Origin of the sequence: Candidatus Magnetobacterium casense, from assembly GCF_000714715.1 — a bacterium.
Classification (GTDB): domain Bacteria; phylum Nitrospirota; class Thermodesulfovibrionia; order Thermodesulfovibrionales; family Magnetobacteriaceae; genus Magnetobacterium; species Magnetobacterium casense.
In genome coordinates, this window is the sequence record NZ_JMFO01000001.1 from 116,701 (window position 1) to 131,441 (window position 14,741).

The following is a 14,741-nucleotide window of genomic DNA, read 5'->3' on the forward strand; positions in this document are numbered from 1 at the left end:
AGGAGCTAGGGGAGGGTGCTCTCACAAGAGGAGGCAAAGTTACCCATATGAAATGAGAAGGAACCATATTTATGTTTTGCTGTTTACTTTTCCCTTATAAACTCATAGATGTTGAGGTAGTGTTGTGCGGGATTGTTCCATGAGTAGTCGTAGTTCATACAGGTAATCATGGCCTCTCTGAATCGCTCAGGGAACTCGTAGTATAGTCCTACGGCGCGGTGCATGGCGTGTTCGAGTGCCTCGTTGGTGGCTTCGTAGAAGACGTAGCCGTTGCGTTCGTTTTCGGGTCTGTCGGAGTGGTTGATGTCAAAGACGGTGTTAGCGAGTCCGCCGGTGCCCCGGACTATGGGGATGGTGCCGTACTTCATGGCGATCATCTGCGTCAGACCGCAGGGTTCAAACATGCTGGGGATGACTATCATGTCTGCCCCGGCGTATATGAGGTGCGACAAGGCGTCGTCGTAGGATATTTCGAGGTGACAGTCGGGGTTGTCGTTGAATGTGCGCTTGAGGTGGCAGAACTCTTCGTTTACGGCATGTTCCGGGCTTGAGCCCAGGAGGACAAACTGCCATCCGCAGTGCATCGCATAAAACAGGGCTTGCTTGATGAGGTGAACGCCCTTCTGGTGGTCAAGACGTCCGATGACACAGATGATCGGCTTGAGTTCGTCCCTGAGCAGGAGTCTGTGTCTGAGGGCTGCCTTGTTGTTGTACTTGTCGTCGATGTTGTTGACGCCGTACCTGGATGGTATGTGCGGGTCGATTTCGGGGTTCCAGATGTCGTAGTCGATGCCGTTGAGGATACCTCCGAACTTACCCTGGTGTGAGTGCAGGGTGTGTCCGAGGCCGTATCCCTGGTCGGAGTGTCTGATGTCCCAGGCGTACATGGGCGAAACGGTGGTGACAAAGTTGGAGTAGACGATACCGCCTTTCATGAGATTTATGGCGTATGGATTGTGGTCATCCTGGATGCGGTCGCTTCTGTGGTACTCACCCGGGTCGAGACCGACTTCTCTTAGGATGTGATCGCTGGTTGTTCCCTGGTGTTTGAGGTTGTGCAGGGTATAGCACACGCGCGGATGAGTCATGCCCAAGTGTTGGTAGATGCCGTACAGCAGCACGGGGACCAAACCGGTTTGCCAGTCATGGCAGTGAATGATGTCGGGGTGCTTGCCGGCCTTGAACATAAACTCCAGGGCGGCCCGACAAAAGAACGCAAAACGCTCGGCATCGTCATAGTGCCCGTAGAACAACCCACGGTTAAAGAAGTTCTTGTCGGCGTGCGGGTCTATGAAGAAACACTTCCGCCCATGGACAAAGCCAAAGTACACGGTGCAGTGTATCCAGTGCTCAAAGTATGGCACCCACAGGCCGTTAAAGACCTCCTGAAAACCCCATATCTGGTCATACCACATACAGTCGTACTTGGGCAGGATGATCTCCACTGAATGGCCCCTAATCTCAAGCTCACGGCTTAACCCATACACCACGTCCGCAAGCCCTCCCACCTTGGCTACAGGTGCGATCTCCGGCGATATCATAACTATATACATAATAAGTTGGCTCCTTTTACTGCTTACTTAACTTGCCTTGGTTCTTCGTGTACTACACAAAGCAATTTATTATATACAAACTCAGGAGTATAAATAAAGGTAATTTTTTCAGAGAAGACAGGGCTTGACATCAAAATCACGGAGATGGAATTCATGCCCCTGTTAGCCGCATAAATCGAACAGAGGTCGCTGCTCCCCCCTTATGTGGAGCAAGCATATAACTTGGCACTTACTAAGGAGGGGTCAACGTATACGCTTCATAATGTCTGCAACGTTGTCTGACTTGCGGATATACTCTTTTATCTTTTTTAGGGTAGCAATGTTATCGACCTTTTTTATCTGTTCCAGCAGGGCCAGGCCATCATCACCAAACTTAATATCAAGCGCAAGCTCTATACCTTCCACCAATCCCTTCTTTTCGCCCTTCTTTTCACCTATTTTTTCGCCCTTCTTTTCGCCTATCTTTTCGCCCTCTGCCATCCCCTTTGCCATCCCCTTTTCCATCCCCTGGCGAAACCTTATATCCCTCTCTATGTCATATGTTAATGCCATCTTCTCTATCTCCTTACATATATACTCTTGCAAATCCCTTGTCAGCGACATTACCTCTATCTGTTTTATATACTTACTGCGAAGCGTTTCCTCACTTACGAAGTCCCTGATGCGCTGAAGCAGTTCCGTCAAATATACCTCGGCTCCCTTGCCCTGAAGATTACACAGCATCGATATGATCATCTCCTTAGGCCTGGTTGAATACAAAAACTGCTCACAATCAATCTTTCTCATATCTATCAGATTATACCGATAGTTTACATCCGGCTCAACGATTATATCTGACATCGTTAGCGGCTTGTTCCCAATATAGAAGACATACTGTATCACGGGAAGTTTATGTATCTGCGTCATGTGACACCAGTATCTCAGCATCCTGTAGACCATATCTGCATCATTGGTCAGTTGAAACTCTATGTGAATAATGACAGTCTCTCCCTGCACCGTAACCACCCTTAACAGGAAGTCGGCCTCCCTCTCATCGGTAACCTGCATCTTGCTATCTATGCTGGTGACACTTACAACGTCTATCTTCATCACCTTTGAGATCAAAACGTCAACCACATCACGCATGGTCTCCTTGATTATCCTGTCATACTGCCCTGACATCCTGTCTATAGCATACACCATTTGCACCTGCTTTGACAACCACGGTGAGTCTGGTGCCAACCATTCGATGTGGAGAGACCTCAAAATGAATTTTTTTACACATCATAGATGAATTTATGTTATACTCTTTTGTAAGAAAAAGATCGCATGATTTTGTAAAAAAGAATTTTTGTATAGCGAGTAAAATATCGAGAGCATTGATTTGAAAGGAGGCTTATTTTAATGCCAGAAAGCAGCAACATATCATATGACAAGGTTCCAACGGGTATAAACATCCTGGTCGTGGAAGACGAGATCGTTATAGCCAGGGATATTGAGTCCAAGCTCAAGAAGATAGGTTATAACGTCCCTGCCATTGCGGCCTCGGGTGAGGAGGCCATTAAGCTGGCAGGAGAGGTTCACCCGACCCTGATACTTATGGATATCATGTTGGAAGGCAAGATGGACGGCGTGGAGGCAGCCGGCCAGATAGACAAACTCTACGGTATCCCGATCATATATCTCACCGCTCACTCAGACCTTGACACCCTGCACCGGGCAAAGATAACCGAACCGTTTGGCTATATCCTCAAGCCCTTCTCACAGCGCGACCTGCTGGTGACCATCGGTATGGCCCTGTACAAACACAGAATGGAGGCCAAGCAGAAGATTGTAAACACCGTCCTGCGGGTATTTCTCGAACCCATAGACCTCAGCGCCAAACTGGAAAAGACCCTTAAACTACTGGTGTCTATCCCACGTCTGTTTCTCCAGACCAAGGGCACCGTCTATCTCGTCGATAACGACAGACCTGACATGCTTGTGGTAAAGGCAGCGATAGGTACACCCGTATGCACGACTGTCCCATTTGGGCAGTGCCTCTGCGGACATGCTGCATCGGATAATGCAATAATCTTTGCCGACAGAATTGACAAACGTCACGAACTCCACCAGGATGGTATGCCACACGGACACTACTGCGCCCCCATCAGGGCAAATAACAGGGTTGTCGGCGTCATCAACACATACGTCATGGAAGGTTACAAGAGGGATGTCTCCGACGAAGCCGTACTGAGCACCGTAAGCGATATTATTGCAAATTACCTGATTGCATCGGGAACTGTCAAATAAAACAGGTTAATGATAGATATACATGCGTAGGAAGGGGTCAAATGGGTGTGACCCCTTTGGAATGGGTTGGATGTGCTCTAATCCGAGGGCTTGGATTACCAGGTGATGCCCTTGGCCCGTAAGATGTCTTGCGCGTAGGCATCCCCAAGCTGCGCGCCTTTCTTTAGGGCAGCTATGGCTTTGTCCGGTTCTCCTTTTTTACCCCAGGACAGCCAGAGGCCATAGTACGCCAGAGAATATCGGGGATTAATCTCTACCGACCTGTTGTAATCGGCTATAGCCCTGTCGTAGTCTTTCTTTTTTCTCCAGGCCGTGCCACGAGCGGTGTATGCCTCCGCATAGCGTGGGATTATCTCAATGGCCTTCGTGAAATCGGCAATGGCCATGTCATAGTTGCCGCTTTTATGCAACTCAAGACCCCTGTTGTAGAATGTCGCCGCATCTTCAGCATAAACAACACCGCCATGCGTATTGCCATCCCACGGATATCCCAACAGGCTGGCGATTAAGAAAATCAGCGTGCAGATGATTCTCAAATTTTTAAAATACATAAGTTTCCCCCTAAATTTAACACACTAAACGTCTTCCGATGGCTTGTCCGGTAATTCCCAAGTCTCCTGCCACATCACGATCCTGTTTCTGCCGCCTTGTTTGGCCTTGTACAGGGCCTGGTCTGCCCTGAACAGGTGCACATCCTTGTTGTCAATCAGATTGGCCACCATCACGCACACCCCAACACTTACGGTAACATAGTTTGACACCTTTGACATGCGATGCGGTATACACTGCGCCTCTATAGCCGCCCTGATACCTTCTGCAACATTTAACGCACCAGCCTCATCGGTCTCGGGGAGGATCACGGCAAACTCCTCTCCCCCATAGCGTGCCGGGAGGTCCTGCGGGCGCTTGAGTGTCTGCTTTATGGTCTGTGCAACCCTTGTAAGACAGACATCCCCTTTGGTATGTCCGTAGGAATCGTTATACTGTTTGAAGAAGTCTATGTCCATCATAATCAGGGCCAACGGTGTACCATTTCTCAGGGAACGCTTCCACTCGGTATTGTACGTATCCTCAAGACATCGTCTGTTGGCAACGTCGGTTAGTTGGTCAACAGTGCATAGGATAGATAGCTTGTCCGTTACAACATTAAGGTCTCGCTGGAGGTTGTCTGCCATCCTTACGATTCGCTTTGTCTGCCTTAAGAGCTTTTTATAGGCGCCGGAGAGCTTGTCAAAGTGAGGCAACAACGCATTGCCTTGCCACTGCGCCGAGTTGAGGATGTCATCTGCCTCGCTTACCATGGCCTCTTCCTCTTCAAACAGACTCATAATAAATGTGTATAACTGCTCATCATCATCCATTGCTGAGGGCTTACTCAAGCTCTACAAGGTTAAAATCAAGGGCAGGGGCATCTTCCTTAAACTCCTCCCCGCACTCCATGGCCGTATCGTTATCGGCATGGTACTTCCAGTTGACGATGATAGTTCTGCCATGCAGGTAACGCTCAAGCATACTGAAGAGATTCAACAGGGCCTTTGAGCTGCTACTGTTGAAGTAGAGCAACTCTATGTCAAAGACCAGGGGCTGCGATTGCCCTAAAGACAGGAAGGCCTCCAGCCACGCAAAAATGGGCGTGAAAAACGCAGCAGCGTTCTCAGGATAGCACTCACCCTTGATGGTAAATGTATCCGAGTCCGGGTCAAAACACACATGAGGAGTGGATTTCGTGGCCTGTATGCAAAGTTTTTCCATATTTGCCTCCTTTATCTAAATATATACCGTCACGGATAAAAACGAAATTGCCTCATCCACCGTGGTATAGTCTATCTCAATAGGTTGACTGGCCTTTCTGGCCATCTCTATGAACCCCAAACCACCCCCCTTGCTACCCTCGGGAGACGGCTCTTTGCGGCGCCGGCGATAGAGAGCCTTTAACTCTTCACTGTTGAGACCCCGTAGTTCGTCCACCTGTTCCCTGATCATGTTTAACTTATTGTTGCGTATCTTGTTACCGCAGCGTACATAGAAATGCCCGTCTTTAAAGCCGACAACAAATATCCCGATACCAAGGTCACTGCCATCCCGCTCCTGAGATATCCGCTCTGCGGAGTAGTTCATAAGGTTCTGCATCTGCTCGACGAATATGGAAAATACCCTCTGTATGGTGTTTATATCCTGCTCCTCGATCTCCATCTTGAGCTTCAGGGTGGCCCCTATACCCTCTACAACATGCTGTGACACGGGACCGCTAAAACAAATGACTATCTTTTCCCTCAACATTTGCTGGTAAAGTTCATACAGGTCCGTTAACATATTATATTCCTCCTTGCATATTTAAACTCTAAACCCTATCACCGTGATGTCATCCCTTTGCTGTTGTTGGCCGCGGTAAAGCTCAAATTCCTCGGTCAACAGTGCCTGCTGTTCCTTAAAGGGCCTTGTGCTGTGCCGTGCGATCAACTCCTTAAAGCGTTTCTTTCCAAATGGGAGGCCTTGTTCTCCGCCGATCTGGTCACTGATGCCATCGGTCATCATGTAAAAGGACATGGCGCTGTTTGTGTCGAGTTTGTGGTTGGTAAAGACGTAGTCGGGGTCTGAGGTCTGATATCCGATGCTGTGGCGGTCGCCCCTGATCTCCTTTACGGTTGCTCCGCTGACGCAGAAGAGGGATATCTTTGCTCCGGCAAAGGTCAGACTCCCGGTCTGTTTATCCACATAGCACATGCCGATGTCAAGGCCGTTGTCATGCAGTCCTCCACCGCCCTCACCGCTTAACATTTCCCTGACCAGCTTGTTCATGTTGTTTAAGATGGCTGAGGGGTCTGTATAGCCCAGTTCGTTGACCACCCGGCTTAACGTAGAGCCGGCTAGCATTGTCATAATGGCCCCGGGGACGCCATGTCCGGTACAGTCGATGATGGCCAGCATGAAGTTGTTGTGTTGACCATTGAAGCAGTAGATGTCGCCACCGATGATGTCACGCGGACGCCATATCACAAAGTAATCGTCCATGTGGGCGCTCAGGCCATTGAGGTGTGGCATGATGGAGCTTTGGATGTTGCTTGCGTAGTGGATGCTGTCCATGATTTGGTTATTTGCGGCCTCAAGTTGTTCATAACTATCTGCGAGTTTTTCTTCGGCCTTTTTTCTTTCGGAGAGTTCACGGTTCAGGTCCCGCTGCGTTGCGTTTAAGATGATGTTTAAGCGGAATATATATAGCGAAAAAAAGACCACAAGAATAATGAATATCGCAATGCCGGCAATTGTCTTCCAGTGCTGACGCAGTATATCACGCCACGTCACCTTGCCATAGTCCTCATAAGGGCTGATACGGAGTCCCTTGAGGAGGTTGTCTACGGATTCGTAGTTAAGGGGTATTGTCCAGCCTTCGATTTTGGCTGCTTTGGCTGCGGGGCTGTCTTTTGGCAGTTCCAGGAGTGCTGATGCCACCAGCTTTGCCAGTGCATCCGGGGTGTGTCTGACCTTTGCTATCGGCCACTCAGGATACAGGGGCGTGCTCAACAGGAACGGGAAGTCTTTATACCCCGGGCCGGTACCCTTATAGGGGATGACCTTGAATTGCCTGATGTCTATTTCCTGTTTTGCAGCCATCCTCTCAAGCGTATCCGTTCTGACGGTTGCGGCATCCACCACGCCCTTTTTAACGGCATAGACGACGTCCTGGTGGTTGTTGAGAAACTCAAGGGAGGCAAAGTCCTTTACGGGGTCTATGCCGTGTTTTTTGATTTCACCCCAGGCCATGTGCCAGCCTCCAAGTGAGGTCTTGTCCACGCCCATGAATCTCTTGCCGCGGAGGTCTTTTATGCCGTTTATATCGGAGCGGTCGGCCCTCGTGAATATGACCCCGCCAAAGACCGTATGGCCCTTGCCGGAAAAAGACAGATTTTCCATCGTTGCAATCCTGCTTACATAGTGCTTCACCTCCATCTCTATGTAAATTGAGGGGTTGACGATGATAAACTCCACCGAGCCGGTTCTGACAAGAGTGTCTATTTCGTCAAACGTCATAGGGATGAGGGTAAAAGAGTAGCCGCTCATATGAGAGGACAGATAATCCATCGTAGGTTGCCAGCTACTTTTGCAGATTTCCTGACCCTTGTGAGCCAGCACGCCGATCCGCACTTGCCGGGATGACTCTGAAGTTGTCGCCATCGCAGGCAGTGTCATTGAAACCACAAGGGTTATAACCAAGATTATTCTAAATAACATTCTCATATCGGTCGCTCACGTTGGCCTCTCTAAATGGAGCAGAGGGCAGAGGATTTGAGCTAATGCCGAAGAGGGGACTCGAACCCCTATGAGTTTCCCCACACGCCCCTCAAACGTGCGTGTCTACCAGTTCCACCACTTCGGCTTAACTATGTATAGCATACTATAAACGTATCTCTGTTTGCAAGTAAAAAAGTTGACGGGTGGATTTTTTTCTCAACTTCGGTATTTACTCGAGTTGTCGAAAGATAAATCTTAACAGTGGCATATACATTGCTTGACTAAATACTTGAGTTAGGGTACAATAAAGTGATAGGATTGTCAGGATGAAAAATTAAGGAGATGTAAAAAAAACACCACATGCCTGGTGTCCTGGATAGACTTCCTTTTCCATATCAGTTATGGCATACTTGGTGACACATGAGCTGAATAACATCTGCAAGAGACTGATTGACTTCCTGCCCGAATTCTGTCCTGGGAGTGAGATGTACGTTGTAGGTGGTACGGTCCGTGACATCCTGATGGGGCGTGTTGTCAAGGATGTTGACATTGTCCTTGGCGGAGACCCTATTGCGGTAGCGCGGGCGTTTGCCGGTGAGGTGAGAGGCAGCTTTGTGTGGCTCCATGAGGGGGATGGTATACCCGGCAATAAATTCTCCCCTACGGCCCGGGTTGTCAAGGGCACCGGCATCGTTGACTTTACTGCCTTGCGTGGAGGCTGTCTTAAGGACGACCTGTTGAGCAGGGACTTCACACTCAACGCTCTTGCCATGCCCCTGAGCGCCCTGTCAAGTGACGCCGTCGGCGACATGATAGTGGACGTCACCACGGGACTGGATGACCTCGGAAGCGGCACCATCAGGATGATCAACAGGGAAAACCTCGTGGAAGACCCGCTGAGACTCCTGCGAGCATATCGTTTTAGCGCACAGTTGGGATTCCGGATCGAACCGGACACCCTTGAGGCGATCACTGAACTGAGGACACTGATCCACAAGGCTGCAGCCGAAAGGATATGGAGCGAGTTAAAGGGGGTCCTTTCTGCGGAGAGTTCTGCCGGTGTTATTGGCTCGATGATTGACAGCAGGCTCCTGTTTGAGCTGCTCCCGGAATTGCACGCCACAGAGGCAGTAAAACAAAACGCACACCACAACCTCGATGTCTTGCAACACACGCTGGCTGCATACCAGGCAGCCGAAACCGAAATCAATGACCCCCAAGGCAGGGGTCTGCCATTCCCCGAAGGCTTCAGACAGTACATCGCTCACCCACCGGGGACACTATCAATCCTCAAACTGGCCGTCCTGCTCCACGACATCGGAAAACCACTGACACGGGCAGTTGGTAGCGATACCCGGGTTACATTTCACGACCACGCCAGGGTCGGAGCCGAAATGGCCAGGGACATCCTACTGCGATTTAAGGCATCTCAGCGTGAGGTGGAACTTACATGCAAGTTAATCGCACACCACATGCGGCTCTGTCATGCCTCCTGCACGGAACTTGTCGGCAACAAGCGGGCAATGGTACGGTTGTTAAACAAGATCGGAGCAGATATCCATGCCCTTATAATCATCGCCCTTGCAGACAGCCAGGCAAAGACGGTGTCCCACAGGGATGAGATTATTCATATGGCCGCAGACATACTGGGGTTTTACAGCGGACAGTACTTGTCCCGTCTGCGTGCTCCGAGGCTCATCACTGGTTATGACCTCATAGATGGCTTTGGACTGAGGCCGTCACCGGAGTTCAGTCTGATACTGGAGCACATACACAACAAGAGCCTTGAGGGTGCTATAAACTCAAGGCAAGAAGCCCTCTCAGAAGTGAGGGCATATCTGCAGGGCAAGAATCAGCGGGGATAACAGATGACATCATAGTGTTGACATAGACACTCATGGGGTGTTATTATACAGTCATGCACCAGAAATTTGATATAGCATTAAAGGACATCATCAAAGATGTGCCGGGGACGTTTTTGAAATTGCTGACGGGGTATGAGACGGGTAAATTCATCGATGTTCAATTCCCTGATATTCAGTTGAGGGAGGCCGATATCGTAATTGAGGCGCCCGATGGTGAGCTAATCCATATAGAGATACAATCGACAAATGATGCCATGATGTTAGAGCGCATGTATCTCTATTCTGCGTTTATATACAACCAACACAAGAGGTTGCCGATACAAATTGTCTTATATGTTGGCAATAAGCCGCTGAACATGGAACATAGCATGGGAACTGGATTAATCAATTATGCCTACAGATTGATAGACATACGCAATTTTGACGGTGACCCGCTCATTGACAGCAATGACCCCAATGATAACGTGTTGGCTATTCTGTGCAAAACCAAAGATACAGATGTCACCATCAGGAGGATTCTTGCCAAGTTTTCCCTGCTGTCACCCAGGGAAATGGAGAACTATATCAGAAAGTTGCTATATCTTGCGGGGTTGGGAAATTTGGCCTATAAAGTAAAACAGGAGGTACTGAACATGCCGATAACAATTGATCTGGACGAGTACGAAATCTTTAAGGATGTCTTCGTAAAGGGTGAACTCAAAGGCAGGATGGAAGGCGAACTCAAAGGCAGGATGGAAGGCAGGATGGAAGGCGAACTCAAAGGCAGGATGGAAGGCAGGATGGAAGGCGAACTCAAAGGGATAGAAGGTATGCTTGAAATCAAGTATGGCCCTGAGGGGCTTGAACTTATGGAAATGGTCAGGGGTATTGACAATATAGACAGACTGGATGAGTTCAGGGAGCGTATTAAGCAATCCGGCTCGGTAGCTCAGTTGAGATTGTACCTGCATGGCAATGCCTGACGTAGATTGGCCTCTTGTGTACGGTTGCGCCCATGACCTCTCGCACGTCAGAGATGGTGACAAAGGCGCTGCTGTCTGCTTCGCTTACGATGGTCTTGAGCTTTGAAGGCTATGAGGTAGACCGGTAGCATTCCAGTCCGGTGTGGTCTCATCGCTTAAGCACAGTAACAATGCCATACTACGAAAATATGAAAGTGCCTTAAATACTGGCAACCACGGTTGATTGTGGTGCTACCAAACTTTATACAGAGAAATAAATTTTGTCTTTGCTAGCCTTAAAGATTATTGCCCCATGTTCCGATATTGCCATCATGTTGTGTAGATTGGGGACAATGTCACCGACAGGGATGAGCAAAAAAGAGTTGGCTCAGAGATGCCATGCTTTTGGTATAGTTTTTGTTTTATGCGCCTGTCTTGTGTGTAAGCTTTATGTTCCGTCTACTGGCCTTTCTTGTCCGATCCTCTGGCAGGCAGCAAGTCCTGTACTGCGTTCCCCACCATGATGATCGCCGGCGATAAAGGGACTGTCTGAACCGGGATTACACAGATTAGAGGATTATGCAGGATTTATGTACAGAAAAACGATTAAGGTCTGCCTTTAACCTAATCTTGACAATCCCTTAATCCGTTGAGTTAAATTTACTCCCTACGGTCGCAGGTGTGGTTCAGACATTTTTACCGTGAACATGAACCGCAAACCTAAAGGAGAATAAAAGGATGATTATAGCAAGCAAAAAGTTATTGGCAACAACGAAAATGGTTACGTTAATAATCGTCTTGGTGCTGGTATCGGTGGCAACGTTGATGGCCGGAACCGTAAGCCTGCCGCAGACCGGGCAGACGACGAGCTACGCCACAGGCGACAACGGGTCGATCAGGGCGGGTGCGGCTTGGCCAAGTCCGCGCTTTACCGCCGGCGCCAACACGGTTACCGACAATCTCACTGGGCTGATGTGGACCAAAGACGCCAACCTTCCAGGTACTGGTAAGACATGGCAGGAGGCCCTGGACTACGTTGCCTCAATGAACAGCGGAGCAGGTACATATGGCTATACCGACTGGCGACTGCCAAACATCAACGAGTTGGAGAGCCTGGTTGACAGTGGGAGATATTTGCCTGCACTACCGTCTGGCCATCCATTTATCAATGTGCAGTCTGACTACTACTGGTCGTCTACGTCCTATGCTGGCGCTACGTCCCTCGCTTGGCTCGTCGTCATCAACGGTGGCGACGTCAACGCCGACGCTAAGTCCAGCAGCTTCTATGTATGGCCGGTTCGTTCTGGACAAGCCGGTACAGTGAGCCTACCGCAGACTGGGCAGACAACGAGCTACTACGCAGGCGACGATGGCGCACTCCAGAAGGGTGTTGCCTGGCCGAGTCCGCGCTTTACCGCCGGCGCCAACACGGTTATCGACAATCTCACGGGGCTGATGTGGGCCAAAGGCGCCAACCTTCCAGGCACTGTTAAGACATGGCAGGAGGCCCTGGACTACGTCGCGGCAATGAACACCGGAGCCGGTACATATGGTTATACCGACTGGCGACTGCCAAACAGGAAAGAGCTTTTTAGCCTGGTTAACCTTGCAACATATAACCCATCGCTTCCATCCGGCTACCCCTTTACCAATGTGCGGTTTGGCTACTACTGGTCGTCTACGTCCTATGCTAGCACTACGTCCAGCGCGTGGTTTGTCTACATGGGCGATGGCATCGTCGTCTCCGGTGATAAGTCCGGCGGCAGCTATGTATGGCCAGTTCGCTCTGGACAAGTTGGTTCCACAGAGGAGCAAGGCCCCGGCGGCAACGACCCCAACTACGACGGCAACGGCGATGGCGTCCCCGACAGACTCCAGGGCAACGTGGAATCATTCCATGCCGCCAACTCACAGTACATAACCGTGGCGGTCGATCCGTCCGTTACTATCAGCACCATCAGCTCAGTTACAACCCCAGACCTCGGCGGCCTGGGCCTGACCACAAACAACGTCAGTGCAAGGCTGCCAGTTGGAACCATATCATTCACCCTAACGGGCGTCCAGACTGGCGCGGTCAATCAGGTGAAGTTCTATCTGCCCCATGGGGTCGTCGTCAATTACGTGAAAAAGTACGGCACCTCCGGATGGTACGACTTTGGCTGCAACGGTAATTTCAGCGGGATTCCATGTGGCGAGATAAGCGGCGTGAGAAATAATCTGGTTGTGACCCTCTACCTGATAGACAATCAACTTGGAGACAACGACAGCACTGTCGGGACGATCCAGGACCCCGTGGCGCTTTTATCGCCTGCACAGGTCACCTACACACTGCCATACCTGCACACAAACCCCGTCAACGTAACCTACTGCGTCATATCGAACATGACGGCAGATACCTCAACGGTAGGCGTTGAGCTTACAGCAACTGCCGCCGGTAACATGTCCGGCCCAACGAATGACCTGATATCGACAATGACAACGGCTAATAAACAAATCAACGCCTATCAGACACGGATGCTAACCTTCAATGGCAAAGACATTTCACTGGATACAAACGTGATAGGTAGCATACCAGAGGTGGCCCCTAAATCAAGCCTGTATGGTGCCTACGGTGCCTCGATTGTTATCACAAGCGAGAGTACGGTAGACCCGGTTGGTCTGAGTTGTGGCAGCGTTCCGATGGCCTGCTTCCAGGGAGATACGCTTCCCAAGCGCAATCTGGTCGGCTATCTCTGCAAGTCAAACAACTTCGGAGCGTTGGGCGGCACGGCTATGTTCACGTACTAGGCGCTCGTGGCTTTGACGGCAATGGGGGTATTACCTGACCCTAACCGCACACCTCAGATAAACCCATGTAGTCTTAGTTCCGTGAGGATGTCCGCCCTCACCGTTTCGTCAAAGAGTACCTCTACGTGATTCAGGGGATAGACGAGGTGTCTGTCGGCGTAGGGGAGGCGTGAGCTTCGTTCGCTGACAATGCCATCACCCAGGCCGTCTGTTATCTCCTCCGGGACAAGGCCATCAGGCAGCAGCGCGGCCAGTGTCTCAGGGAAAGACAGGACCCTCTTGTAGGTCAACGTTCTGTTGCCATTATCGTGACATGGGGTCGCCTGCACCTTATATAGGGAAAACAGTTCTGCCCTGGTAGTTCCAATGGTCAGCGCAAAGAATTTCTTCGATGGCTGCGTGGCCAGGCAACGCAGGAGTTCCGACCCGGGCAGCATCTCATCAACTGCCTTACTGCTGAGGAAACTGAAGCTCCGCCTGAGTTTGCTCAAAAACGACCCCCTCTCCGCCTCATCGAGATAGGGCATAACAAACGACGTAAATCGTGACAACACGGTTGCCCACTTAGCGAGCATTGACCCCCCGTGAGGAGACGATATGGTGACAACACCCAACACGGGCGCTTCTGCAACGCTTTCGGCAAACCTCCTGGCAATCACCCCGCCCCGGCTGTGGCCAACGATAACGACACCGTGGCGTGTATAGTCCCTGCAGCAATCCAGTACGCAGAGCAGGTCGCTTATAGCGTAGGATATCGTGTTGGCAGGACGTTGCAAGGTAAAACACAGACAGGGCATATCTAAGGCCATCAGGTCGTGAAACAATGTCCTTAGTTCACCTCTGTTGTGTTGCCCCGTGGTTATAAACGGGACCGGCTCACTGGATGAGACCTCTCTGCTTTGTGGCTGCCTGCAGAGCATAACATCAACGGGATAACTGCCGGCAAGCACCTTCGACCGCTCAGGACAGACCCAGACGTTCTTGTCCATTCCAAGCCCGTGCATAAAAACAAACAAGGGATATCCCTTCATGCCCTCATGGAAAGATACATCAAATGTATTAATGTCCATTGTTAAAAAGAGAAAAGACCGGGG

At 50.2% G+C, this 14,741-nt stretch carries 13 protein-coding genes and 1 tRNA gene; 4 read left to right on the forward strand and 10 right to left on the reverse strand.

The genetic code is table 11. From position 1 onward, the window contains the following. Positions 1-83: 83 nt before the first annotated feature. Both Mcas_RS00490 and Mcas_RS00495 read right to left on the reverse strand, forming a co-directional pair. Positions 84-1,553 carry a glycogen synthase gene (locus tag Mcas_RS00490; RefSeq protein ID WP_040333337.1) on the reverse strand — a complete coding sequence of 490 codons (1,470 nt, stop codon included), beginning with the start codon at positions 1,551-1,553 and terminating at the stop codon, positions 84-86. 243 nt (positions 1,554-1,796) lie between these two features. Beyond that, positions 1,797-2,735 carry an RpnC/YadD family protein gene (locus Mcas_RS00495; protein WP_040333338.1) on the reverse strand — a complete coding sequence of 313 codons (939 nt, stop codon included), beginning with the start codon at positions 2,733-2,735 and terminating at the stop codon, positions 1,797-1,799. Positions 2,736-2,936: 201 nt separating this feature from the next. Here Mcas_RS00495 and Mcas_RS17255 point away from each other — a divergent pair, with 201 nt between their 5' ends. Then, entirely contained in the window at positions 2,937-3,824 is an 888-nt protein-coding gene (locus Mcas_RS17255) for a response regulator (RefSeq protein WP_081853484.1), read from the forward strand. 95 nt (positions 3,825-3,919) lie between these two features. Here the strand turns inward: Mcas_RS17255 and Mcas_RS15915 are convergent, their stop codons facing one another. The 6 genes from Mcas_RS15915 to Mcas_RS00535 all read right to left on the reverse strand — a co-directional run bounded on the left by Mcas_RS15915 (position 3,920) and on the right by Mcas_RS00535 (position 8,199). Next, positions 3,920-4,375 (reverse strand): tetratricopeptide repeat protein, encoded by a 456-nt coding sequence (locus Mcas_RS15915; RefSeq protein WP_052566631.1) that lies wholly within the window; start codon positions 4,373-4,375, stop codon positions 3,920-3,922. 24 nt (positions 4,376-4,399) lie between these two features. Further along, a complete protein-coding gene (locus Mcas_RS00510; protein WP_162176213.1) occupies positions 4,400-5,152 on the reverse strand; it encodes a diguanylate cyclase in 753 nt (250 codons plus the stop codon). A gap of 43 nt (positions 5,153-5,195) precedes the next feature. Continuing rightward, on the reverse strand, positions 5,196-5,576 hold the full coding sequence (locus Mcas_RS00515) for a DUF1987 domain-containing protein (protein ID WP_040333339.1): 381 nt from the start codon (positions 5,574-5,576) through the stop codon (positions 5,196-5,198). 15 nt (positions 5,577-5,591) lie between these two features. Next, on the reverse strand, positions 5,592-6,137 hold the full coding sequence (locus Mcas_RS00520) for a SiaB family protein kinase (protein ID WP_040333340.1): 546 nt from the start codon (positions 6,135-6,137) through the stop codon (positions 5,592-5,594). 21 nt (positions 6,138-6,158) lie between these two features. Then, positions 6,159-8,060 carry a PhnD/SsuA/transferrin family substrate-binding protein gene (locus Mcas_RS15920; RefSeq protein ID WP_081853485.1) on the reverse strand — a complete coding sequence of 634 codons (1,902 nt, stop codon included), beginning with the start codon at positions 8,058-8,060 and terminating at the stop codon, positions 6,159-6,161. A 57-nt stretch (positions 8,061-8,117) separates the two neighbouring features. Further along, a tRNA-Leu gene (locus tag Mcas_RS00535) sits at positions 8,118-8,199 on the reverse strand. Positions 8,200-8,455: 256 nt separating this feature from the next. Here Mcas_RS00535 and Mcas_RS00540 point away from each other — a divergent pair. Further along, the gene (locus Mcas_RS00540) at positions 8,456-9,919 is read left to right on the forward strand and encodes a CCA tRNA nucleotidyltransferase (RefSeq protein ID WP_040333341.1); all 1,464 of its coding nucleotides are present in this window, start codon (positions 8,456-8,458) and stop codon (positions 9,917-9,919) included. A 53-nt stretch (positions 9,920-9,972) separates the two neighbouring features. Beyond that, positions 9,973-10,881 (forward strand): RpnC/YadD family protein, encoded by a 909-nt coding sequence (locus tag Mcas_RS00545; RefSeq protein WP_040333342.1) that lies wholly within the window; start codon positions 9,973-9,975, stop codon positions 10,879-10,881. Here the strand turns inward: Mcas_RS00545 and Mcas_RS19065 are convergent. Further along, a complete protein-coding gene (locus Mcas_RS19065; protein ID WP_081853486.1) occupies positions 10,826-10,972 on the reverse strand; it encodes a hypothetical protein in 147 nt (48 codons plus the stop codon). The genes Mcas_RS00545 and Mcas_RS19065 overlap by 56 nt on opposite strands. Before the next feature lie 626 nt (positions 10,973-11,598). Between Mcas_RS19065 and Mcas_RS15925 the strand changes: the two genes are divergently transcribed. Continuing rightward, entirely contained in the window at positions 11,599-13,647 is a 2,049-nt protein-coding gene (locus tag Mcas_RS15925; RefSeq protein WP_052566634.1) for an Lcl C-terminal domain-containing protein, read from the forward strand. Between the two features lie 53 nt (positions 13,648-13,700). Here Mcas_RS15925 and Mcas_RS00555 read toward each other — a convergent pair whose 3' ends face one another. After that, entirely contained in the window at positions 13,701-14,678 is a 978-nt protein-coding gene (locus Mcas_RS00555; RefSeq protein WP_162176214.1) for an esterase/lipase family protein, read from the reverse strand. Between the last annotated feature and the right edge of the window lie 63 nt (positions 14,679-14,741).